At 66.4% G+C, this 22,210-nt stretch carries 20 protein-coding genes; 1 reads left to right on the top strand and 19 read right to left on the bottom strand.

The features are described 5' to 3' along the window. Positions 1–7 precede the first annotated feature (7 nt). The 19 genes from CYD53_RS17540 to CYD53_RS17450 all read right to left on the bottom strand — a co-directional run bounded on the left by CYD53_RS17540 (position 8) and on the right by CYD53_RS17450 (position 21,057). Complete coding sequence (locus CYD53_RS17540) at positions 8–1,645, bottom strand: ABC transporter ATP-binding protein (RefSeq protein ID WP_103719369.1); 1,638 nt, start codon at positions 1,643–1,645, stop codon at positions 8–10. Next, positions 1,642–2,568 (bottom strand): ABC transporter permease, encoded by a 927-nt coding sequence (locus tag CYD53_RS17535; protein ID WP_245928294.1) that lies wholly within the window; start codon positions 2,566–2,568, stop codon positions 1,642–1,644. Before CYD53_RS17535 ends, CYD53_RS17540 begins: the two co-directional genes overlap by 4 nt. Continuing rightward, the gene (locus CYD53_RS17530) at positions 2,565–3,506 is read right to left on the bottom strand and encodes an ABC transporter permease (protein ID WP_103719368.1); all 942 of its coding nucleotides are present in this window, start codon (positions 3,504–3,506) and stop codon (positions 2,565–2,567) included. The genes CYD53_RS17535 and CYD53_RS17530 overlap by 4 nt, the downstream gene beginning before the upstream one ends. A gap of 26 nt (positions 3,507–3,532) precedes the next feature. Continuing rightward, on the bottom strand, positions 3,533–5,116 hold the full coding sequence (locus CYD53_RS17525) for an ABC transporter substrate-binding protein (protein WP_103719367.1): 1,584 nt from the start codon (positions 5,114–5,116) through the stop codon (positions 3,533–3,535). A gap of 193 nt (positions 5,117–5,309) precedes the next feature. Then, positions 5,310–6,446 carry a M20/M25/M40 family metallo-hydrolase gene (locus tag CYD53_RS17520; protein WP_103719366.1) on the bottom strand — a complete coding sequence of 379 codons (1,137 nt, stop codon included), beginning with the start codon at positions 6,444–6,446 and terminating at the stop codon, positions 5,310–5,312. 2 nt (positions 6,447–6,448) lie between these two features. Then, complete coding sequence (locus tag CYD53_RS17515) at positions 6,449–7,609, bottom strand: M20 aminoacylase family protein (protein WP_103719365.1); 1,161 nt, start codon at positions 7,607–7,609, stop codon at positions 6,449–6,451. Positions 7,610–7,632: 23 nt separating this feature from the next. Then, complete coding sequence (locus CYD53_RS17510; RefSeq protein ID WP_103719364.1) at positions 7,633–9,132, bottom strand: M81 family metallopeptidase; 1,500 nt, start codon at positions 9,130–9,132, stop codon at positions 7,633–7,635. A 228-nt stretch (positions 9,133–9,360) separates the two neighbouring features. Further along, positions 9,361–10,596, bottom strand: a complete 1,236-nt coding sequence (locus tag CYD53_RS17505) for a metal-dependent hydrolase family protein (protein WP_103719363.1) — start codon at positions 10,594–10,596, stop codon at positions 9,361–9,363. Positions 10,597–10,625: 29 nt separating this feature from the next. Continuing rightward, positions 10,626–11,114: a GAF domain-containing protein gene (locus CYD53_RS17500; RefSeq protein WP_103719362.1), complete on the bottom strand. Its 489-nt coding sequence runs from the start codon at positions 11,112–11,114 to the stop codon at positions 10,626–10,628. Positions 11,115–11,126: 12 nt separating this feature from the next. Continuing rightward, positions 11,127–12,041, bottom strand: coding sequence for a branched-chain amino acid ABC transporter permease (locus tag CYD53_RS17495; RefSeq protein WP_103719361.1), 915 nt, complete (start codon positions 12,039–12,041; stop codon positions 11,127–11,129). Next, positions 12,041–12,904, bottom strand: coding sequence for a branched-chain amino acid ABC transporter permease (locus CYD53_RS17490; RefSeq protein ID WP_245928293.1), 864 nt, complete (start codon positions 12,902–12,904; stop codon positions 12,041–12,043). The genes CYD53_RS17495 and CYD53_RS17490 overlap by 1 nt, the downstream gene beginning before the upstream one ends. A gap of 15 nt (positions 12,905–12,919) precedes the next feature. Next, complete coding sequence (locus CYD53_RS17485) at positions 12,920–14,125, bottom strand: ABC transporter substrate-binding protein (protein ID WP_103719479.1); 1,206 nt, start codon at positions 14,123–14,125, stop codon at positions 12,920–12,922. A gap of 64 nt (positions 14,126–14,189) precedes the next feature. Continuing rightward, positions 14,190–14,921 (bottom strand): ABC transporter ATP-binding protein, encoded by a 732-nt coding sequence (locus CYD53_RS17480; RefSeq protein ID WP_245928292.1) that lies wholly within the window; start codon positions 14,919–14,921, stop codon positions 14,190–14,192. Positions 14,922–14,923: 2 nt separating this feature from the next. Beyond that, positions 14,924–15,688, bottom strand: coding sequence for an ABC transporter ATP-binding protein (locus CYD53_RS17475; RefSeq protein WP_103719360.1), 765 nt, complete (start codon positions 15,686–15,688; stop codon positions 14,924–14,926). Continuing rightward, positions 15,685–16,278: a TetR/AcrR family transcriptional regulator gene (locus tag CYD53_RS17470; RefSeq protein ID WP_103719359.1), complete on the bottom strand. Its 594-nt coding sequence runs from the start codon at positions 16,276–16,278 to the stop codon at positions 15,685–15,687. Before CYD53_RS17470 ends, CYD53_RS17475 begins: the two co-directional genes overlap by 4 nt. A gap of 195 nt (positions 16,279–16,473) precedes the next feature. Next, complete coding sequence (locus tag CYD53_RS17465) at positions 16,474–17,205, bottom strand: maleate cis-trans isomerase family protein (protein WP_103719358.1); 732 nt, start codon at positions 17,203–17,205, stop codon at positions 16,474–16,476. 147 nt (positions 17,206–17,352) lie between these two features. Further along, positions 17,353–18,156, bottom strand: coding sequence for an SDR family NAD(P)-dependent oxidoreductase (locus CYD53_RS17460; RefSeq protein WP_103719357.1), 804 nt, complete (start codon positions 18,154–18,156; stop codon positions 17,353–17,355). Next, positions 18,156–20,033, bottom strand: coding sequence for a TRAP transporter large permease (locus CYD53_RS17455; protein WP_103719356.1), 1,878 nt, complete (start codon positions 20,031–20,033; stop codon positions 18,156–18,158). Before CYD53_RS17455 ends, CYD53_RS17460 begins: the two co-directional genes overlap by 1 nt. A 10-nt stretch (positions 20,034–20,043) precedes the next feature. Then, positions 20,044–21,057 carry a TRAP transporter substrate-binding protein gene (locus tag CYD53_RS17450; RefSeq protein ID WP_103719355.1) on the bottom strand — a complete coding sequence of 338 codons (1,014 nt, stop codon included), beginning with the start codon at positions 21,055–21,057 and terminating at the stop codon, positions 20,044–20,046. Positions 21,058–21,305: 248 nt separating this feature from the next. On the opposite strand from CYD53_RS17450, the gene CYD53_RS17445 reads away from it, so the two are divergent. Then, positions 21,306–22,184 carry an IclR family transcriptional regulator gene (locus CYD53_RS17445; RefSeq protein ID WP_103719354.1) on the top strand — a complete coding sequence of 293 codons (879 nt, stop codon included), beginning with the start codon at positions 21,306–21,308 and terminating at the stop codon, positions 22,182–22,184. The last annotated feature ends 26 nt before the right edge of the window (positions 22,185–22,210 follow it).

The raw sequence follows: 22,210 nt of genomic DNA, 5'->3' as shown, positions 1-22,210 counted from the left end.
CAAGTTCTCAGGCTTCGCCGACGCTGAACTCGCGGCCCGGGGCTGCGTCGATCAGGGCGCGCGTATAGGCGTGGGCGGGGGCTGAGAAGACCTGGGCGGTCGCGCCCTGCTCGACGACAACACCCTTCTCCATCACGACGATGCGGTCGCAGATCTGGGCCGCGACGCGCAGGTCGTGCGTGATGAACAGGATGGCGAGGTTGAAGCGCTCCTGCACGTCGGCGAGCAGCGCCAGAACCTGTTTCTGCACGGAGACGTCGAGCGCCGAGACGGCCTCGTCCGCAATCAGGATCTCAGGCTCCATGGCGAGCGCGCGGGCGATCGCGACGCGCTGGCGCTGGCCGCCGGAGAACTGGTGCGGGTAGCGGTCGAGCGCGCTCGGCTGCAGGCCGACCAGCGCCATCAGGTCGCGGGCGCGCGCCATCGCTTCGTCCGGCTTCAGGCCGAAATTGCACGGCCCCTCGATGATGGAATCGCCAACCGTGCGGCGCGGATTGAGCGAGCGGTAAGGGTCCTGGAACACGACCTGGATTTTGCGGCGGTAAGCCCGCAGGCGCCGCTCCGGCAGCATCGCGATGTCGATGTCGGGGACGAGGATCGCACCGCGCGTCGGCGGCATCAGTCGGGCGATGCAGCGCGCCACCGTGGTCTTGCCCGAGCCGGATTCGCCGACGATCCCGACCGTCTCGCCGCGATGGATCTTGATGTCGACATCGCGCGCGGCGTGGACGACCTGCTCCTTCTTGAACAGGCTCTTGGAGCTGTAGGTCTTGCCGAGACCGACGGCTTCGAGCGCGATCGGCCCCGTCACGGCCTTGCGCCGCGCGGGCTTCAGGCTCGGCACCGCGCCGATCAGCATGCGGGTATAGGGGTGCTGCGGGTTGGTCAGCACCTGCGCGGCCGGGCCCTGCTCGACGACGAAGCCCTTCTCCATCACCACGACCTTGTCGGCGATCTCGGCGACGACGCCAAAATCATGGGTGATGAACAGCACGCCCGTGCCACGCCGGCCCTGGAGCTCTTTGATCAGTCGCAGAATCTGGGCCTGGGTGGTCACGTCGAGCGCGGTCGTCGGCTCGTCGGCGATGAGGAGCGCCGGATCGAGCACGAGGGCAGCCGCGATCATCACGCGCTGGCGCTGCCCGCCGGAGATCTGGTGCGGATAGGAGGCGTGGATGCGCTCCGGATCGGGCAGGCGCATCGCCGCCATGATGCCGAGCACCTTTGCGCGCCGCTCGGCCGCATCGAGTTCTGTGTGGATGCGCAGCACCTCCTCGATCTGGTCGCCGATCGTCAGGACCGGGTTCAGCGCCGTCATCGGCTCCTGGAAGACCATGCCCATGCGGTCGCCGCGCAAAGCGCGCAGTCGCTGGGGGGAGGCTGCGAGCACGTCCTCGCCCTCGAGCAGGATCTGCCCCGCGACGGGCTTCAGCAGCTTCGGCAGCAACCCCATCACCGAGAAGGCGGTGACGGATTTGCCGGAGCCGGACTCGCCGACGACGCAGGTGATCTCGCCCGCGCCGACATCGAAGGAGACGTTCTCGACGGCATGGGCCCGGTCGCCGCCGCCGGGCAGGCGGATGCTCAGGCCCTTGATCTGGAGGACGGGCATGGTCTGTGAGACAGGTTTGAGAGCTTCGCTCATCGGCCGGCCATCTTGGGATCGAGCGTGTCGCGCAGGCCATCGCCGAGCATGTTCACCGCCAGCACGGTGAGGCCGAGGAAGATGCCGGGATAGAGGATGTTGTGCGGGAAGACGCGGAAGACATTGCGGCCCTCGGCCATGATGTTGCCCCAGGTCGGCGTCTCCGGCGGAATGCCGATGCCGAGGAAGGACAGGATCGCCTCGACCAGGATGGCCGAGGCCGCGATGAAGGTGCCCTGGACGATCAGCGGGGCGATGGTGTTGGGCAGGATGTGGCGCACCATCAGCAGCGGCAGCCTAGTGCCCTGCATGATCGCGGCTTCGACATAGGGCTCCTCGCGCACCGAGAGCACGATCGAGCGCACGAGACGCACGACGCGCGGGATTTCGGGCACGATGATCGCGACGATGACCGCGATGAGGCCGGCCCGGAACAGCGAGACCACGGCGATGGCGAGCAGGATTGCCGGGATCGCCATCAGCCCGTCCATGAAGCGCATGATCACGGCGTCGAGCGGGCGGATATAGCCGGCGATCAAACCGAGGATGAGGCCGATCGAGATGCTGACAGCGGCGACAGAGACCGCGATCATCAGCGAGACCCGCGCGCCGTAGACGACGCGGCTATAGACGTCGCGGCCGAGCGAATCCGTGCCCATCCGATGCTTGAAGACCGTGGTCGAGCCGTCGTCGGCGCGGATCGTGCGCTCGACGCCGGGCACCCGGTTGCGCGCGCTCGGGTTGATGGCGGCGGGGTCGATCGTGCCCAGGAACGGGGCGAGCAGGCCCATCAGCGCCATGACGAGGAGCACGGTGCCGCCGATCAGCACGGCCGGATTGCGGACGAGCCGGCGCAGGGCGTTGGCGTTGGGACGACCCGCATCGGGCAAGGCGGGCGCGATCAGGCTGGGTTCGGCGGTCAATATTTGATCCTCGGATCGAAGAGGCAGTAGGCCAGGTCGATGCCGAGATTGATCGCGACATAAACGACGGAGAACAGCAGGATCACGGCCTGGATCGTGGGGTAGTCGCGCGCGAGCACCGCATCGACGGTGAGGCGCCCCAGACCCGGTATCGCGAACACGCTCTCGGTGACCACCACGCCTCCGATGAGGAGCGCGATGCCGATGCCGACCACGGTGACGATCGGCACGGCGGCGTTCTTGAGCGCGTGCCGGAACAGGATCTTGCGCTCGACCTGGCCCTTGGCGCGGGCGGTACGGATATAGTCCTCGCTCAGCACTTCCAGCACGCTGGCGCGCGTCATCCGGGCGATGAGGGCGATATAGATAACCGACAGCGTCACCGACGGCAGGATCAAGCGCTGGATGAAGCCACCGAAGCCGCCCGAGATCGGCTGATAGCCCTGGACGGGAAGCCAGCCCAGCGTGATCGCGAAGACGTAGATCAGCAGGTAGCCGATGACGAAGACCGGCACCGAGAAGCCGAGCACCGAGAAACCCATCACGATCCGGTCGATCCAGGAACCGTGCTTGTAGGCGGCGAGCACGCCGAGCGGAATCGCGACGCAGACCGCGATCAGCATGGTGGCGACGGCGAGCGAAAGCGTCGGCTCGATGCGGCCCAGGATCAATTCGCCGATGGTCTTCTTGAAGAAGAAGCTCTCGCCGAGATTGCCGTGCAGCAGATTACCGGCCCAGATGCCGAACTGGGTGATGATCGGCTGGTCGAGGCCGAGCTTGGCGCGGATCGCCTCGATCTGCGCGGTCGTTGCGTTGTCGCCGGCGATGACCGCGGCGGGGTCGCCCGGCGTCAGGCGCAGCATCAGGAAGACCAGCACGGCGACGATCCCCAGAACGGGAATCGTCGCGAGCAGGCGGCGCAGGATGTAGCCGAACATGAAGCTAGCCTGTCAGTTCGGACGCCTCACTTCTTCTCGACGTTCCAGAACACCGGCGCTGCCGCCGTCAGGATTCCGCTGATGTTGGGGCGGGTCGCGATCGGCACCGTGTACTGGCCGAGATGGACATGGGTCACAACCTCGCGCCAACGCATTTGCACGGCCTCGACGATCGCCTTCTGCTTGGCCGGGTCGGTCTCGCGAGCGAAATCGTCGCGCAGCTTCTCCATCCGCTCGTCGCAGGGCCAGCCGAAGGCGGCCTTGTCGCAGCTCGCATTGAAGAAGCCGGCCATCACCGGGTTGAGCACGTCGGCCGAGACCCAAGCGGTCAGCATGGCATTCCACCCGCCATCCGCCACGGGGGTCTTGCGCACGCGGCGGGCGACCACCGACTGCCAGTCCGAGGACTGCATGTCGACCTTGAAGCCGCCCTTCTCCATCAACTGCTTGGCGACGGGTGCCAGGTTGGTCAGCGACTGCAGATCGGTCGAATGCAACAGCACCACCGGCGTGCCGTCATAGCCGGCCTCCTTCAGGAGCTCCTGCGATTTCTTGAAGTTGGACTCCAGCAATCCGTCCATCCCGGCTTCCGTCGCCAGAGGCGAGCCGCAGATGAACATGGCCTTGCAGGTCTTATAGTAGTCGGGGTTGCCGACGACGGCCTCGAGGAAATCCTTCTGGTTCAGCGCATAGGTCAGCGCCTGCCGGATCTTGGGATTGTCGAAGGGCTTGATCGTGTGGTTGGGCCGCAGCGTGTATTGCAGGCCGAGCGGATTATAATCGATCAGCTTGATCGACTTGTCGCTCTTGAGCAGCGGAATCAGGTCGAAGGAGGGCTGCTCGATCATGTCGATCTCGCCGGCGAGCAGGGCGTTGACCGCCTGCTGCTGGTCGGAGATCGCCAGCCATTCGACGCGATCGAGCTTGGCGACCTTGCCGCCCGCCAGCCCAGAAGCGGGTTCGGAGCGCGGCTTGTAGTCCTTGAACTTGGTGTAGACGATCTTGTCGCCCGGCTTCCATTCGTCGGTCTTCAGGACGAAGGGGCCCGAGCCGATGAATTCCGAGATCTGCGTGTTGGGGTCGGTCTCCGCGACGCGCTTGGGCATCATGAACGGCACGTTCGAGGACGGCTTGCCGAGCCCGAAGATCAACAGGCCGGTCGGCGACTTCAGCTTCACGGTGAAGCTCTTGGCGTCGTCGACCGCCATCGCGTCGATGAAGGACATCAGCTTCTGGCCGATGGGGTCCCGCGCCGCCCAGCGCTTGATCGAGGCGACGCAATCTTCCGCCGTGACCGGCTTGCCGTCATGCCAGAGCAGGCCGTCGCGCAGCGTGAACTTGTAGGTCAGCTTGTCCGGCGACTCCGTGTAGGTGTCGACCATCTGCGGCTTGACATCGCCCTTCTCGTCGAGCGCGAAGAGGGTGTCGTAGATCATGTAGCCGTGGTTGCGGACGATATAGGCCGTGGTCCAGATCGGATCGACGATCTTCACGTCGGAATGCATGACGACTTTCAGCGTCTGTGCCTGGGCCGAGAGGCCTCCGGAGAGAACACTGCTTCCGGCCAGCAGCGCGGCGGCTGCCGTGACGATCTTCCAACGCGACATCATGCACTGATCTCCCCTCTGGCCCATTCGGGCGGCTATTTCGCTGATCGTGATCTGGCTGGCCGTGACGTGGTGCGTTTGTGACTTGGTGCGTTCGTGTTCTTGTGCGTCCCGATCCGTCGGCCCGCCTATGCAGGGGCCATGCCATGGGCAGGTCAGGAAGCTCCCGCGAAACGGGAGCCTCTGTCAATCGCGCTCAAGCCGAAAGCCGCGTCAGCAGCCCGGCCATCAGGCGGCTGCGCTGGGCCAGGCTGTCGACCTCGATATGCTCTTCGAGCGTGTGGTAACCGGCGCCGAGCAGGCCTAATCCATCGAGCGAGGGAATGCCGGCCGCCCCGGTGAAATTCGCATCCGAGCCGCCGCCGGCCGAGCCATGCTCGAGGTCCCAGCCGAGCTCGCCGGCGATCTTGCGCGCAAGCTCGTAGAGCTTCAGCGTTCCCGCGTCCGGCTCCCAGACGGGCCGGGTGACGCCGCGCGTGACGGTGAAGCGCGTGCCGTCGGCATTCTCGCTCGAGAGCGCCAGCATGCGCTCGACGCCACGGTCGAGATCGGATTGCCTTTTGGCCATGCTGAGCGCCTCGGCCCGGCAGGTCGTCGGCACGCAATTGACCCATTGCCCGCCCGAGATCACGCCGACGCTGAAGGTGCAGTCGTCGCCCGTCATCTCCTCGATGGCGATGAGCTGGCGCGCCATCATGTTGACGGCGGAGCGGCCGTCCTTCAGGCGCGAACCGGCATGGCTCGGCCGACCTTCGGCGAGCAGGTTGAACCTGGCGATGGCGTAGCGGCCGGTGACGACGCCATTGCCGGGGCGGCCGGGCTCGGGAACCAGGATGTAACGGTGCTGGCCGGCATGCTGCATGATCAGCTCGCGCGTGCCCGGGCTGCCGATCTCCTCGTCGCTGGTATAGAGCACGCTGACCGGCAGGGGCGTCTCGATGCCGGCCTTCGCCAGCGCCACGATCGCCTGCAGGCCGGCATAGGCGCCGCCCTTCATGTCGAGGATGCCCGGCCCGTAGCAGCGCGTGCCTTCGCGCCGGAAGGGCAGGGCCTTCAGCGTTCCCACCGGATGGACGGTGTCGAGATGCGACATCACCAGGATGCCGGGTTCGCCGCGCCTGGGATGGTGAAAGTCGCCGCGCACGCAATCGCCCAGGCCCGGCGGGCCGGGAATGCGGGTCACGGTCGCGCCGACGGCCGCGAGATCGTTGGCGACGAGATCCATCATCCGGTTCACGGCCGCGGCATCGAAGGTCGGGCTCTCGCACTCGATCCAGCGCTTCAGGCCGGCGAGCATCGCGTCGGTGTCGAAGGTCAGCGTGTCGAAGGACATGGTCAGGCGGCCAGACGGGTTTCGACGAGGCGCGCAAGCAGGCTCGCGCCCACCGGCAGGATGCCGTCGTCGAGGATGAAGGAGGGGTTGTGCACCGGCACGGTGCCGGCATGGCCGACCCAGCAATAGGCACCGGGCACTGCACGCAGCATGTCGGCGAAATCCTCGCTGCCCATGATCGGCTTGACCTCGGTCAGCACATTGTCGGCGCCGACGATCTCGGCGGCGACCTTGGCTGCGGCTTCGGCCTGCGGGCCGTGATTGACCAGCACGTCGAAGATGTCGCGGATATCGACATCGATCTGGACGCCGAAGGTCAGCGCCATGCCGGCCGCGATCTCGCGCATGCGCTCGCGGATCAGCTTGGCGATGTCGGGCGAGAAAGTGCGGATCGTGCCGGCGAGTGCCGCTTCCTCGGGGATGACGTTATAGGCAGAGCCGGCATGGATCTGCGTGATCGAGAGCACGGCGGCCTCTCGCGGGTCGGCATTGCGGCTGACGATGGTCTGCAGCGCCGCCGCGAGCGAGATGGCGACGATGACCGGATCGCGCCCGACATGGGGCATGGCGCCATGACTGCCCCGGCCGGTGATCTTGATGTCGAAGAAGTCGGCGCCGGCCATGGCAGGGCCGGGAAAGACCGCGATCTGGCCGGGGTCGAGATTGGGCGCGTTGTGCAGCCCGTAGATCTCGTCGCAGGGAAAGCGCTCGAACAGCTTGTCGGCGAGCATGGCGCGGGCGCCGCCCAGGCCTTCCTCGGCCGGCTGGAACACGAACACCGCGGTGCCGGTGAAATCGCGATTCTCCGAGAGATAGCGCGCTGCGCCGAGCAGCATCGTGGTGTGGCCGTCATGGCCGCAGCCATGGAAGCGGCCCGGAATGGTCGAGCGGAAGGGCAGGTTGGTGGTCTCGTCCATCGGCAGCGCGTCCATGTCGGCGCGCAGGCCGATGCGCCTGCCCGGTCCGCCCTTGCCCTGGAGGATACCGACAACACCGGTCTTGCCGACGCCGGGATGCACCTCGATGCCCCAGGATGCGAGCTTCTCGGCGACGATGCCGGAGGTGCGGACCTCCTCGAAGCCGATCTCGGGATGGGCGTGGATATCGCGGCGGATCGCGACGAGGTCGTCCTTGAAGGCTTCGATCTGGGGCAAGGTGGGCATGAACTAACTCCGAAGGACGAGGATCAGCCGAAGACGGGGCCGAGCGGCGCGGTGCGGATGCCGGGGCGCAGATGCTTCCACGGCAGGACCGAGGGATCGACCGGCATCGGGCCGGGCGCGGCGCAGACCAGGATCGTCTGTGCGATCGGCTCGAAATCGGCGCGGAAATGCACCGAGCTCTTATTGACCAGGATCGCCTGCTCGGTCGGCTCGATGCCGACCTGGCGATACATCGCCTGGTCGGCCATCTGCGCCTTGCGCGAGCCGACGACGATGCGCACGCCGCCGATGCGCAGCGCCGCGCAGGGGCCCAGATTGATGCGCGAGCCGCCATAGAACGGGCCCGGCGCAACGAAGCGCCCTTCGGAGAGCTGCTCGACCACGAACTCGCCCTCGAGCGGGAGATCGCCGGGGATGCCGGACTTGGCGCCGAGCGAGAGCGTGATGGTGGCGCCGACGCCGGCCTTGTGCGCTGCGGCGGCTGCCGCGGGATCGACGATCACACCGATCGCCGCGCGCTGCGCGCCATTGCGCACCAGCGCGCGCGCCATCCCCATCGTGTCGGAATCGCCGCCGGCGCCGGGATTGTCCTGCGTGTCGGCGATGACGATCGGTTTCGAGGCTCCCTCAGCCAGCCGCATCGCCTCCAGCACGCCCTCATCGGGCTGGAAGACCTTGCCCTTGAAGGCGGCTTCGCTCGCCATCACCCGGGCGAAGACGGTATCCGCCGCGCGGTCGGCATCGGCTTGCGTCGCGCCATAAGCCAGCACGGTGGCGCCGCAATCGGCGAAATCGGCAGCGGGGAAGCCGGGCAGGAAGGAGAGCGTCGGCACGCTCTCGCCTTCGAGCGCCGCGAGCTCGGCATAGATCGTCTTGCAGGGCTCCATCGCCGTCGCCTGCCAGGCGATCGGGATCAGATAGGGCACCTGGCGGAAGGCTTTGGCATGGCGCGTCCTGGTGCCGATCAGCTTTGCCAGGTAGGTCGTGGCGCGGCTGCCGGTCTCGGCCATGTCGATATGCGGATAGGTACGGTAGGCGACGAGCCCGTCGGCTGAATCCATCATCAGCTGTGTGATGTTGCCGTGCAGGTCGAGGCTGGCGACGAGCGGAACGTCGGGGCCGATCGCGGCGCGCACCCGGCGCAGGGTTTCGCCCTCGCCATCGGGATAGGCCTCGCTGACCATGGCGCCATGCAAGTCGAGATAGACCCCGTCAAGAGGCAATGCGGCGCTGATGCGTTCGACCAGTTCGTTCAGCAGGGCCTCGAAGGTCTCTGCCGTGACATGGGCCGAGGGGCTGGCCGCGCACCACAGCGTCGGCACCATCTCCCAGCCGAGCGCCTTGGCCTTCCCAACGAAACCGGCCGCGCCGACATTGACGTTGTGCACGGCGGCGAAGATGTCGTCGCCCCGCGCAAGCGAGGGCCAGCCGCCGCCCTGGATGAAATGTTCGATGGAAGCCTTGCTCGGCGCGAAGGTGTTGGTCTCGTGCAGGAAACCGCCAAAGGCGATACGTGGCGACATGACGGTTCCTCGATCGTTGCAGCGAGGCGGCAGGTAAGCACGCAAGGCCCATGGGGGCCAAGGTTCAATTCTGGTCAGATGCCTGCGCGATTATGCATGGGGTCGCCGCTTTAGCAGGCAGGACCGCCGTCATTGCGAGGAGCGTAGCGACGAAGCAATCCAGAGGCTTGCGTGTCAGCCTCTCTGGATTGCTTCGCTGCGCTCGCAATGACGGCGAGCGGGGGCGCTTCAGTTCAAGCTGGCGCGCTTCACGAAGGCGCCGCCCTTCATGATCAAGGGCATGTGCTTGCCCTGGCGGGTCAGCAGCGAGAGATCCTTGAGCGGGTCGCCATCGACGACGATCAGGTCGGCATAAGCGCCTGCCGCCACCGTGCCGATCTTGCCCTCGAGCTTAAGCAGCTTGGCGGCGATATGGGTCGCCGAGGCGATCACCTCATGGGCCGGCAAGGCACGCCCGCGGATGACGAACTCTTCCGACTGGTAGCGATGCATCTCGCCGAGCAGGTCGCTGCCATAGGCCATGGCGAGGCCGGCCTTCTTCATGATCGCGAGCGATTCCATGCCGGCGGAGCGGACGACATCGACCTTGGCGACGGAATCGGGCGGGAAGCCGAGCTTGGGGCCGTCGCTGACGAGCTTGTCATAGGTCACCAGCGTCGGCACGGCGACCGCGCCCTTCGAGGCTGCGAGCTTGGCGGTTTCTGCCTGGATCAGGTTGCAGTGCTCAAGCGAATGCACGCCGGCCTCGACGCAGCGGCGGATCGCCTCGTCGGTATAGACATGGGCGGAGACGTAAGTGCCCGCCATCCTGGCCTCCTCGACGATGGCCTCGAGTTCGCTGACGGAGAAGCCGAGGAAATGGATCGGGTCGGTCGGCGAGGCGCAGCCGCCATTGGCCATGATCTTGATGAAGTCGGCCCCGCCCTTCATTTCCTCGCGCGCGGCGCGGCGAACCTGGTCGAGCCCGTCGCAGATGCGCCCGAGCGCGCCGAGGCGGTGGCGGTCGCTCACCGCAGCGCGGTCGTCATAGCGGCCGCGGAAATCGGCGTGGCCGCCGGTCTGGCTCAGCGCCTTGCCGGAGATGACGAGGCGTGGCGTTGGGAAATGGCCTTCCTCGGTCGCCTGCTTCAGGCCGAAATCGGCGCCGCCGACATCGCGCACAGTGGTGAAACCGCGCAGCAGCATCTCGCGCATGATCACGAAGGAGCGTGCGGTGACGAGCGAATCCGGCAGCAGGGCGTTCTTGCCGAGATCGGCGACGCCGGCGACGACATGGACATGGGCGTCGATCAGGCCGGGCATCAGGGTCTTGCCCTTGAGGTCGACAACCTTGGCCTTGGCCGAGGTCACGGATTTGCCGACCTCGCGGATGGTGTTGCCCTCGACGAGGACGCTGACGGGAGCGCCCGCTTCGGGCGCGGTGCCGTCGACGATGCGGGCATTGATGAAGAGGGTGGAAGCCACGGGTGTTCTCCGCTGGAGCAGGATGGGTATCAAAGCGCGCGCGCGGCGGCGCGGGCGGCCAGGAAGCCGGGCACGATCATCGGCGCGAGACGCTCGATGGGAGCAACGTGCTCCTCGCGATAATGGCCCTCGGGCGCGAGCAGGTTGATCGTGCCGATGACCTTGCCGTCATAGATCGCGGGCACGTTGATGACGGAGCCGAGCCCCATGCTCTCGATCAGTTCATGGTCGAAGAAGGCCCAGCGGATGCCGGCCTTGTCCTTGCCGAGATAGGGCTTCTGGCCCTCCATGACATGCTTGCCCCAGGGCGTCGGGCCCATCGGCTTGCGGCCGGAGACGGGATATTCGGCCGGTCGGTTGGAATAGATGCGCGCGACCTCGGAGCCGTCGACATAGAGCAGCGTGAACAGCTCGTGGCCGACAAGGCGCTTGGCGATGGCGTCGAACGCCTTGAACACGGTGTCGGGCTGACCCGGCTCCTTGAGCAGGGCCGCGAGGGTGGCGAGATCGTCTGACATGATGGGCTGCTTTCAGGCGCTGGGCGTGGGTTGGCGAGGAGCCTTGGGAATTCGCTCGGGCATGATGCCTTGCGGGCGTAGATGCAGCACGAGGATCAGCGCGACGCCGATCATCATCTCGCGCATGGCGGCGATCTGGACGGGCTGGAGGCCGGGCAGCCATTCCGTGGCGAAGCGCGTTGCTTCCAGGAAGATCACGACGAGATAGGCGCCAAGCACCGCTCCGCTGGGACGGCCGACGCCGCCGGCGGTGACGGCGAGGAAGATGTAGATCGTGATCAGTGGCTGGAAATGGTCCGGTGAGATATAGGATTGGAAATGCGCGTAGAGCGCGCCCGACAGCGCAGCGATCGCGGCCGAGAGCGCGAAGGCCTGGAGCTTGAAGCGCAGCACGGTCTTGCCGGCGAAGGCGGCGAGCTGCTGATCCTCGCGGATCGCCTTCATGGTGCGTCCGTAAGGGGAGAGATCGAGCCGCCGCAGCAGCGCCCAGACCACGAGCACGATCAGCGTGACGAGGCCGAGATAGAAGATGCTGAAACCCTGCAGGCCGAGTTCGGCCTTGAGCGGCGCCTTGATGCCGGAGATGCCGTCCGAACCCTTAGTCAGCCAGCGCTCGTTCAGCGCGACGAGGCGGATGACCTCGGCGAAGCCCAGCGTCACGATGGCGAGATAGTCGTCGCGCAGGCGCAAGGTGGCGAAGGTGACGACGAGGCCGACGACCGCGCCGACCACGAGCGCAGCTCCCCAGCCGATCAGGACGGGCGCACCGGCTCCCGTCGCGATCGCGGAGGCGTAGGCGCCGACCGCGAAGAAGCCGGCGAGGCCGAGATTGACGAGGCCGACCCCGCCCCAGATCAGGTTGAGGCTGAGCGCGAGCAGGGCGTAGATGCCGCAGAGCGTCAGGGTGAAGATGACATAAGACAGCATCAGGCCGCCCTTTCGCCCAGGATGCCGCGCGGGCGGAAGGTCAGCATGATCAGGATCGCCACAAACCCGACGGCGGTGCGATAGGTCGCCGGCACCGCGATCAAGGCGAGCTCCTCGGCGATGCCGAGCGCGAGCGCGCCGACCACCGCTCCGGGAATCGAGCCGAGCCCGCCGAGCACGGCGGCGGCGAAGACCGAGAGCAACACGCGGTAGCCGGTGAGCGGGTCGATCGAGGTGTCGAGCCCGATCAGCACGCCGCCGACGCCAGACAGTCCGGCACCGAGAAAGACCGTGACGATCGCGATCCTGGCCGGGTCGATGCCCTTCAGGCGGGCGAGATCGGGGTTGTCGGCGACTGCGCGCATCGCCTTGCCGAAGCGGGTGTAGCGCAGGAACAGGAACATCGCCGCCATGATCACGACGGAGAGGGCAAGGCTCTGGAGCTGCTGCGGGCCGATGCGCAATTCGCCGAAGCGCAGGTCGCGCGCCAGCGGCAAGTCATAGCCCTTCATGTCGTTGCCGAAGATGAAGCGGACGATGTTCTCGAGCACGAGGTTGAGCGCGATCGAGGCGATGGCCACGATCAGCGCGCCATTGTCGCGCAGGCGCTTCAGCGAGGTCTCCTCCGCCACGACGCCGACCACGCCCGTCACCGCAAAGGCGATGGCGAGCGCCGGTATGATGGGCAGCCCCGCCACCGCATTGGCCCACCAGGCGGCGAAGGCGCCGATGGTGGCGTAGGAGGCGATGGCGAAGTTCGGATAGCGCAGCACCGCGAAGATCGCGGAGAAGCCGATCGCCGGAACGGCGATCAGCGCCCCGGTCATCAGCCCGTTGATGAGCGCCTGGAGGAGGAGGGTCACTGAGCCGGGTCCCGATCAGGCGATCTTGACCAGGGCGATCTTGCCGGACTGGACCTGCTCGTAGCGGAACTTGGAGTCGCTGATGTCGCCGATCTCGGTGAAGTCGCAGGGGCCGCTGGCGCCGTCATAATCGACCGCCTGCTTGGCGGCGATCGCCTTCAGCCCGTCGACGGCATTATCGATCTTGGCGCCGCCGGGAGCCTGGCTGACCTTGCGGATATTGTCCTTGATCGCGCTGCCCGAAGCGTCGCCCGCGATCGCGATCGCCATTAGCACGAGGTTGATGTGGTCATAGATCTGGGTGGTGTAGGGATCGGGTGAGGCGACGCCGATGAGCTTCACCAGCTTCTCATAGGCCTTGGAGCCTTCGGCCGGCGAGGGCGAGATCATGAAGGTCTTGTCGACGACCTCGGCGGGGACGCTCTCGATCAGCTTCTGGTTGACCGAATAGCCGAAGGCGATCTTCAGGCCCTTGAAATCGGCCCGGTAGAGATCCTTCAGCATCACGGCGGTGTCGGGGGTGTAGCCGCCGAAGACGATGGCGTCGGGCTTGAAGCGCAGCACCTCGTCGATCTCGGTGCGGTAGGCCGGCTTCTTGTCGTCATAGATCAGGGAGGCGGTCTCGCCGCCGGCCTTCTTCACGGCCTCGGTGATGTTGTCGAACTGGCTCTTGGCGAAGGGCGTCTGCGGCGAGAGGAAGAAGACGCGCTTGGCGCCCTGGGCGATCGCGAACTCGCCGAATTTGCGACCCTGCAGCGTCGTCGTCGGCTGGGTGCGGATCAGATAGCCCTGATGCGGCAGGGCGGTGATCGAATCCGCGCCGGAGGTGGTGCAGAGGAAGGTCTTCGATTCCCAGCAGAGCGGGGCGACGGCGGTCGTCACCGAGGAAGCCCAGGTGCCCAGGATCGCCGAGACCTTGTCGACGTCGATCAGCTTGCGCGCGGCGCGCACGCCGGCTTCCGGATTGGTCTGGTCGTCTTCCGAGACGAGCTCGACCTTGCGTCCCAGCACGCCGCCGGCGGCGTTGACCTCGTCGATAACCGCCTTCACGGCCTTGACCATCAGCGGACCATAGGGGCCGCCCGAACCGGTCAGTGGCGTCAGCGTGCCGATCCTGATCGGTGCACCTTGCGCCAAAGCGAGCTTCGGCAAGGCGGAGAGGCCGGCAAGCGCGGCAGCGCCGCCGAGCAGCGTGCGGCGGTCGGTCAGGAATTCGGTCATGGTCATCCCCTGTTATGATTGCTGGTTTCTTGGTCGGTCGGCTTGGATCAGGTCGGCATCGTGATCAGCCGCCGAGGAAGAGGCGGCGGATTTCTGGGTCGGCGGCGAGTGCGGGGCCTGAGCCCTCGCGGCTGTTGCGCCCGGAGACGAGGACATAGCCGCGCGTCGAGATCTCGAGGGCTTCGAGCGCATGCTGCTCGACCATCAGGATCGGCAGGCCGCCCTTGTTCAGCGCCACGATCGCCTCGAACAGCTCCTCGGCGGCCTTGGGCGAGAGGCCGGCCGTCGGCTCGTCGAGCAGGAGCAGGGCGGGCGCATTCATCAGGCCCATCGCCATGGCGAGGATCTGGCGCTGGCCGCCCGAGAGCGTGCGGGCGAGCGCGCGCCTCTTGCCCGCCAGCATCGGGTAGCGGGCATAAAGTTCCTCGCTGCGCTCGCGCATCTTGCCGGGCTCCTGGAAGCCGCTGATCTCGAGGTTCTCGGCAACCGTCATCGCGCCAAAGACATTGCGCTCCTGCGGCACGAAGCCGATGCCGTGCCTGGCGCGGCCGAGCGCGCCCTCGCCGGTTACGTCGGCTCCGTTCAGGACGATCGCGCCCTCGCGCGCAGAGACCAGCCCGGCGATCGTTTTCAGCAGCGTCGACTTGCCGGCTCCATTGGGGCCGATGATCGAGACGATCTCGCCGGCTCCGACCCGCAGCGAGCATCCCTTCAGGATCTGTTCGGCCGCGCCATAGCCGGCGACGACCCCATCGACGGCGAGCAGGCCGTCCTTCGCCAGGTCGCCCTGCGCCATGCTCAATGCCGCCTCCCGAGATAGGCTTCCTGCACGCGGATGTCGGAGGCGACCTCGTCGAAGCTGCCTTGCGTCAGGGTCTTGCCCTCGGCCATCACGATGACGGGCGCGCAGAGCCGCTTGATCAGCGCCATGTCATGCTCGATCAGGCAGATGGTCAGCCCGTCCCGGTTCAGCGCGACGAGGTGATCGGCGATCTGTTCGGTGAGGCTCGGATTGACGCCGGCCATCGGCTCGTCGAGCAGCAGGATCTTGGGGTCCGCCATCAAGGCGCGCCCGATCTCGACCAGCTTCTTCTGCCCGCCCGAGAGCGCCGTCACCGGATTGTCCAGCACATGGTCGAGCTTGAGCCGCCGCGCGATGCCGAAAGCGCGCTCGGTGAGCTCCTGCTCCCGTCGCCGCGCTGCAGCCGAGCGCAGCATCGCCGCCAGCAGGTTCTCGCCAGGCTGCCCGGCGCCATAGAGCATCAGGTGCTGGAAGACGCTGAGCTTGGGAAAGCCGCGCGCAAGCTGGAATGAGCGCACCAGCCCGGCCGCAACGAGCTTTTCAGGGGGCAGGCCGGTGGTCTCGGCTTGGCCGAGCCGGACCGAGCCGGCCTTGGGGCGGTAGAGCCCGGAGACGGCGTTGAACAAGGTCGATTTGCCGGCGCCATTGGGGCCGATCAGCCCGGTGAAGGAGCCGGCGGGAACGGTGAAGTCGACGCCGCGCAGCACATGCACGCCATAGAAGTCGAGCTTCAGCCCGTCGATGGTCAGGGCAGCCGTCATCGTGTGCCCGCCTTGCGCCTGGACTCCTGCGAGGAAGCGGCCTCGATCGGGAATTGCTGGCGGACCTGCTGCTTCCAGAAGGCCAGCATCTCCTGATAATAGGCGGGATCGTTGGGGCGCAGCACCGTCTGGCTGATCATGCCGCGGACGAGGCACATCGTCGCGTTCATGACGATGCGGGTGTGATCGGGGTCGACGCCGGTGCGGGCCGCAAGCGCCGTCCAGATCGCATCGAGACCGGCGTGGAAATCGCGCACTGTGGGGATGAGTTCGGCTCTGAAGTCGGGATTGTGCCGGGCTTCGGGCAGATACTCCATCGTCACGTAGAACAGCCGATCGTCCATCATCTGCCAGATATAGTCGACGATCTCGTCGCTGGAGCCGCCGCGGGCGATGAAATCCTCGGCGAAGCGGTGCAGGTCGCGCGTGGTCTGGCTGAGCATGTCCGCGACGGAGACGCTGATGATCGCCTCGCGGGTGGTGAAATGATGCGTCAGCGCGCCGCGTGAGACACCGGCCTGGCGGGCGATCTCCGGGGTGGTGGTGCGGGCGAGGCCCCGATCATGCAGCAGGTCGATCGTCGCGTTCATCAGCCGCGTCGAGGTTTCCGCGCTGCGTTCCTTTTGGGATCGTCTTTTACCGGTTCCGCTCACGCCAAGCCTCGACCCCACAGGACGATCGAAAGCTGCGACTCCTTTTGCAAACAGTCAAGCATGTTTCTTATGCGTCGATTGCCTGGATCGGAGGCGGGCGTGAAATGTCAGGGAGCTGGCTGTTCCCGGTGGTCAGAGGCTGAAAATTCGGCCCCAACTTGCGACGGCCCGGCTCGTCTCGACGCCGGCTGCCCTGAGCGCGGCCCAGGAGCCGGCTGCGGCCGAATCGATCACGGGCAAACCGGTCTGCGCCTCGAGCATGGCTGCGACGGGAGCGCCGTTGAAATTGGTGCAGAAGATGACGATCGCCTCGGCAGAGCCCTCCGCCACGGCCGCCCGCGCCATCGCGGCGATCTCGACTGGCGGCACCGCGCCATAGGAGAGATTGTCGCTCAGGCCGGCATGGCGCTCGGCGACGACGGCGAAGCCCTTGGCGGTGAAATTGGCGATGCCTCGGGCGTGGGCGGCGGCGGTGTAGGGCGTGATCAGCGCGATGCGCTGTGCATCTAGCCGTCGCAGCAAAGTGAGCGTCGCCAAGGCCGAGGTCACTGCGGGCAGTCCGGTCCGCGCGGCGATGTCGGCGCAAAGCCGTTCGTCGATGTCGAAGCCGTAATCTCCGCCCTTCGAGCCGTTCCAGCAGATCGCGGCGGGCTCGGCATGGCTCAGCAAGTCCGCCGCCTGCAGCATCGCCGGCCAGTCATAGGGGTTGGCCGCGGCCTGGTCGGGGCTGGTGTTGCCGAAGACGGGGATGCGCGTGAACAGGGGCGTCACGCCTTGCAGCGTGGCGCAGATCGCTTGCGTCACGCGCTCGACCGTGCGGTTGCCCGAGGGCGTGATCGTGCCGATGGCGATGTCGGTTTGCATGGATTCCCGGCAGCAAGATGCAGGCCAGCCGCCCGAGAGGATGCTTAGAGCGGTTGAACGACCCAATTGGATCGTTCAACAGCTCTAAGCTCTTTGTCTCGATGCGTTTTCTTCACGCGAATCGGTCCCACTACGCTTGAAAACGCTCTAGCCCAGCGGGGCTACGGCACAGCTCTGGCCGCCATCGACCGGCAGGCAGACGCCGGTGATGAACTGGGCTTCGTCGGAAGCGAGGAAGACGGCCGCGTTGGCGATATCCCAGGCGGTGCCCATCTTGCCGAGCGGCACGGCGGCGTTGCGGGCCGCGACCATCTCCTCGACCGAGGCGTATTGGCCGGAAATCTGCTTGTAGATCAATGGCGTGTCGATCATGCCGGGCATGATGCAATTGGCGCGGATGCCTTGCCTTGCATATTGCATGGCGAGGCCGAGCGTCGCTTGGTTCACCGCCGCCTTGGTCGCGTAATAGGCGAAATATGGGTAGCCGGTCCAACGGATCGCCGCGAGCGAGGAAATGTTGACGATCGCGCCGCCGCCTGCCTTCAGCATATGTGGGATCACCGCCTTGGAGCAGCGGAAGACCGGGCCGAGATTGAGGTCGACCGCCGCCTTGAACTGCTCTTCGCTAAGTTCGACCGGGCCGCCCATATGGGTGACGCCGACATTGTTGTGCAGGATGTCGATGCGGCCGAAACGGGTCATGGTCGCAGTGACGGCTGCGTCGATCGAGCCCTGCTGCGTCACATCGGCGGCAAGCGCAATGGCGACGCCGCCTTCCCCGGCGATGATGCCGGCGGTCTCGTCGGCGGCGGCCTGGCTGACGTCGATGCAGGCGACGCGGGCGCCCTCGCGGGCGAAGGCGACGGCCGCGGCCTTGCCGTTGCCCCAGCCCGGCCCCGACGAGCCGGCGCCGAAGACGATGGCGATCTTGCTCTTCAGACGGTCGGCCATCACAGGAACCCGATCGAGAACCAGGGCACCGCCGCAACGATGATCAGGCCGATCAGCAGCGCCAGCATATAGCCCCAGATCGGGCCGATGCCTTCGTCGGGATTGACCTTGCCGATGGCGCAGGCCGCGTAATAGCCGACGCCGAAGGGCGGCGCGAACAGGCCGAGCCCCATGGCGAGCACCACGACCATGGCATAGTGCACCTCGTGGATGCCGACGAGCTTGGCGATCGGGAACAGGAGCGGGCCGAACAGAACGATGGCGGGGATGCCTTCGAGCACGCTGCCCAGGATGATGAAGGCAAGGATCGATACGGCCATGAAGCCGATCGCGCCGCCGGGCAGATGGGTCATGATCTCGACCAGCGTCCGGGAGAAGCCCGATTGCGTCAGGCCCCAGGCCATGGCGGACGCCGCCCCGATGATGATCAGGATGGCGCCGGAGAGCGAGGCGGTGTCGATCAGGATCTGCCCGAGGCGGGACCAGTCGAACTGGCGGTAGACCAGAAGCCCGATGATCAGCGAATAGACGATGCCGATGGTCGAGACCTCGGTGGCGGTGGAAACGCCCTCGACGACGGCGGCGCGGATCAGGAAGGGCAATGCCAGGGCCGGCAGCGCGATGATGAAGGTCTTGCCGATTTCGGGCCATTTCGCCTTTACGACATGGCTGAGATCGTCATGGCGATAGCGCCGCGCCACGACGAAGCAGAGCCCGATCGCCAGGACGACGCCGGGCAGCAGGCCGCCGGTGAACAGCGCCGCGATCGAGACGCCCGTCACGGAGCCGATGGTGATCAGCACGATCGAAGGCGGGATGGTCTCGGTCTGCGCGCCCGTGGCCGAGAGCAGGGCGACGAGGTCGCCGGGCTTGGCGCCGCGCGCCTTCATCTCTGGAAACAAGGCCGGCGCGACCGCGGCCATGTCGGCCGCCTTGGAGCCCGAAATGCCGGAGACGAGGTACATCGCGCCGATCAGCACATAGGAGAGGCCGCCGCGGACATGGCCGAGCAGGCTCGCCAGGAAGCGCACCATCGCCTTGGCCATGCCGCACATCTCGATGAGCAGGCCGAGGAAGACGAAGAGCGGTACGGCGAGCAGGATGAGATGGCTCATGCCTTCGTCCATGCGCCCGACCAGCGTCATCGTCGGCACGCGCGTGGTCAATGCGAGATAGCCGAAGGTTGCGAGCGCGAAGGAGAAGACGATCGGCACGCCGGAGAAGACGCAAAACCCGACGACGCCGACGAAGAAGATGATCAGGTTGAGGTTGCCCAGCGTCTTGAGCATGGGGCCGAGCCACCAGAAGCCGGCGACCGCGAGAGCGACCAAAGCCAGCGCCAGCAAAGCCTGCGGTACGCCCGAGCGCATGGTCAGGCGCAGCAGCGAAAAGGCGATCATCAGCCCGACGCCGACGGGGAAGGCGGCCGCGCGCCAGACATTGGAGATTTCCATCGCCGGGGTGGTGATGAAGGCCTCTTCCTCGGCCCAGCGGAAGGCGGGGCCGATGATCAGGAGCAGGAAGCCGAGGCCGGCCGCCACGCCCAGCGCGTCGAAGAAGTTGCGCCATTCCGGCGTGCAACGCGAGACCAGCGCGGTCATGCGCATATGCTCGCCGCGCCGGAGCGCGACGACGGCGCCAAGCATGGCGAGCCAGAGGAACAGGGTCGAGGCGAGTTCGTCCGACCAGGTCAGCGGCGTGTGCAGGAGATAGCGGGCGACAATGCCCGAAAACAGCACGACCACTTCTGCGACCACGAGGATCGCCGCGGGGATCTCGACGATGACGCCGAGGACGCGGTCGATCTTCGCGGCAAGCGGCCGGCGTGGCGCCGCCGCTGTCGCGGGCGGCGTCGCGAATTCGGACACGGTGTCCATGGTGCGGCGATCAGCTCAGCGAGCCGACGGCGGCCTCGAGGGTCGCCCAGGCTTCCTTGCCGAACTTGGCTTCCCATTCCTTGTAGAAACCGGCGCTCTTGAGCTTGTCGCGGAAGAGAGCGGCGTCGACCGTGTTGAACTTCATGCCCTTGGCGGACAATTCGGCCTGCAGGTTCACCGTCAGCGCCGCGACGTCGGCGCGCTCGGCGATGCCGGCTGCGTTGAGGTGCTTGGCGACGATGGTTTGGATGTCCTTGGGCAGGGCGTCCCAGTTCGCCTTGTTGGCCAGGAGCCAGAAGCCGTCCCACATATGGTTGGTCAGCGAGCAGAAGCTCTGGACCTCATAGAGCTTGGCCGTCTCGATGATCGCGAGCGGGTTTTCCTGCGCGTCGACGATCTTCGACTGCAGGGCGCTGTAGACCTCGTTGAAGTTGATCGTCGTCGGGGCCGCGCCGAAGCCCTTGTACATGGAGGTCCAGAGCGGAGCAGGCGGGACGCGGATCTTGAGGTTGTTCAGATCGGCCGGGGTGACGATCGGCTTGCCCGAGCTCGTGGTCTGGCGGAAGCCGTTGTCCCAGATCTTCTCCATCGCGAAGATCGAACGGCTCTTGGCGATCTCGGCGCGGACATAGTCGCCCAGCTTGCCGTCCATCGCCTTCCAGACCGTGTCATAGTCCTTGAAGGCGAAGCCGACGCCGTTGATCGCGGCGGCCGGCACCAGGGTCGAAAGGATCAGCCCCGAGAGGGTGAAGAAATCGACCGCGCCGGAGCGGATCTGGCCGAGCGTGTCGGTGTCGGAGCCGAGCTGGCTCGAGGGGAAGATCTGCAACTCGAAGCGGCCGCCGGTCTCTTCCTTGATCTTGCTGGCGGCTTCCTGCGCGCGCTTGTTGAGCGGGTGCGTCAGCGCCAGGTTGTTGGCGAATTTATAGGTGAATTCGGCCGCCCGGGCCCGGCCGATGGAAAAGCCGGTCACGGCGAGAGCGCCCGTGCCGGCGGCAAAGCTGCGGCGTGTCAATTTCGTCATCTGGTATCCTCCCAAGTCTTCAGGCCGGACTCTCCGCGGGTTTGCCCGCGCGAGAGCTGTAATCGCAGCGACAGCCTTCGCTCCGGTTTCGGAAGGCCGCGTAACCCTAGGCCTCGACCCCTTGGCCGCCAGCCTGCTCGAAGCGTTCCATATCGTGGATCGCTCGAAGCCAGTATTCTTTATCCTTGACGAAATACAAGCGATGAAAGAGTTGTCAACGCAATAAGGACGTCAAAAGGGTCCACGATATGGATCGTCCAAATCTTGCTGTGCGGGAGGCCAGCTCCGAACCGACCGGTGCGCAAAGCATCGGGAGGGCGGCTGCCTTGTTGCGGCTGGTCGCATCGAGCCGCACGCGCGGCGCCAGCCTGAGCGAACTCGTCGACGGCTCGCGGCTGCAGAAGCCGACATGCCGCCGCATCCTGGTGGCGTTGATCGAGGCCGGGCTGATCGAGCAGGAGGCGGCGACACGGCGCTATTTCCTCGGGCCTGAATCCTTCATCCTTGGCACCATTGCAGCGGATCGTTTCGGAATCCATCGGCTTGCGCAGGAGGGCGTCGTGCGTCTGGCGCAGGCGACGGGAGATGCCGCCTTCCTGCAGGTCAGGCGGGACTGGACGGTCGTCTGCCTGCAACGCGAGGACGGCGATTATCCGATCCGCTCGCATGTGCTCGCCCCCAGCGACAGGCATCTGCTCGGGGCCGGCGTCGGCGGCATCGCGCTTTTGGCCGCGCTCGACGATGAAGGTATCGAGCAGGCGATGGCGGCCAATGCCGCGCAATTTCCGCTGCGCTACCCGATGCTGTCGCGGGCGATCGTGGACGAACTCGTCGCGGAGGCGCGCGAGCGCGGCTATGCGATGAATCGCGGGCTGCTCTTTCCCGGCTCCTGGGGCATGGCGATGGTCGTGCGCGATGCGCAGGGACGGGCCGATGCCTGCCTCTCGCTGGCCGCGATCGAGAGCCGGATGCAGCCGGACCGCGAAGCCTTCCTCGCGCAATTGCTGCGCGACGAGGTCGCCAGGCTCGAGGCCAGGCTGCGCGAATTCCGCATCCAGGACGAATCCCAGCTGGCACAGCCGGGCGCACCCGTGCCGCTGCGCCGTCGCGCCGGTGAACGGAGATGAACCATGACGATCCGCCGCGACAAGGA

Source organism: Allobosea psychrotolerans (assembly GCF_002917105.1).
GTDB classification, from domain to species: Bacteria; Pseudomonadota; Alphaproteobacteria; order Rhizobiales; family Beijerinckiaceae; genus Allobosea; species Allobosea psychrotolerans.
Note: the sequence above shows the minus strand (reverse complement) of the source record. Positions and strands in the feature narration are given on the sequence as shown.

What these genes read in the sequence shown, in the direction of transcription:
- CYD53_RS17455 (WP_103719356.1), bottom strand. Translation starts at nt 20,033, where the DNA reads ATGGACACCGTGTCCGAATTCGCGACGCCGCCCGCGACAGCGGCGGCG.
- CYD53_RS17515 (WP_103719365.1), bottom strand. Translation starts at nt 7,609, where the DNA reads ATGCCCACCTTGCCCCAGATCGAAGCCTTCAAGGACGACCTCGTCGCG.
- CYD53_RS17520 (WP_103719366.1), bottom strand. Translation starts at nt 6,446, where the DNA reads ATGTCCTTCGACACGCTGACCTTCGACACCGACGCGATGCTCGCCGGC.
- CYD53_RS17470 (WP_103719359.1), bottom strand. Translation starts at nt 16,278, where the DNA reads ATGAACGCGACGATCGACCTGCTGCATGATCGGGGCCTCGCCCGCACC.
- CYD53_RS17450 (WP_103719355.1), bottom strand. Translation starts at nt 21,057, where the DNA reads ATGACGAAATTGACACGCCGCAGCTTTGCCGCCGGCACGGGCGCTCTC.
- CYD53_RS17465 (WP_103719358.1), bottom strand. Translation starts at nt 17,205, where the DNA reads ATGCAAACCGACATCGCCATCGGCACGATCACGCCCTCGGGCAACCGC.
- CYD53_RS17460 (WP_103719357.1), bottom strand. Translation starts at nt 18,156, where the DNA reads ATGGCCGACCGTCTGAAGAGCAAGATCGCCATCGTCTTCGGCGCCGGC.
- CYD53_RS17530 (WP_103719368.1), bottom strand. Translation starts at nt 3,506, where the DNA reads ATGTTCGGCTACATCCTGCGCCGCCTGCTCGCGACGATTCCCGTTCTG.
- CYD53_RS17525 (WP_103719367.1), bottom strand. Translation starts at nt 5,116, where the DNA reads ATGATGTCGCGTTGGAAGATCGTCACGGCAGCCGCCGCGCTGCTGGCC.
- CYD53_RS17510 (WP_103719364.1), bottom strand. Translation starts at nt 9,132, where the DNA reads ATGTCGCCACGTATCGCCTTTGGCGGTTTCCTGCACGAGACCAACACC.
- CYD53_RS17495 (WP_103719361.1), bottom strand. Translation starts at nt 12,041, where the DNA reads ATGCTGTCTTATGTCATCTTCACCCTGACGCTCTGCGGCATCTACGCC.
- CYD53_RS17540 (WP_103719369.1), bottom strand. Translation starts at nt 1,645, where the DNA reads ATGAGCGAAGCTCTCAAACCTGTCTCACAGACCATGCCCGTCCTCCAG.
- CYD53_RS17500 (WP_103719362.1), bottom strand. Translation starts at nt 11,114, where the DNA reads ATGTCAGACGATCTCGCCACCCTCGCGGCCCTGCTCAAGGAGCCGGGT.
- CYD53_RS17445 (WP_103719354.1), top strand. Translation starts at nt 21,306, where the DNA reads ATGGATCGTCCAAATCTTGCTGTGCGGGAGGCCAGCTCCGAACCGACC.
- CYD53_RS17475 (WP_103719360.1), bottom strand. Translation starts at nt 15,688, where the DNA reads ATGACGGCTGCCCTGACCATCGACGGGCTGAAGCTCGACTTCTATGGC.
- CYD53_RS17485 (WP_103719479.1), bottom strand. Translation starts at nt 14,125, where the DNA reads ATGACCGAATTCCTGACCGACCGCCGCACGCTGCTCGGCGGCGCTGCC.
- CYD53_RS17480 (WP_245928292.1), bottom strand. Translation starts at nt 14,921, where the DNA reads ATGGCGCAGGGCGACCTGGCGAAGGACGGCCTGCTCGCCGTCGATGGG.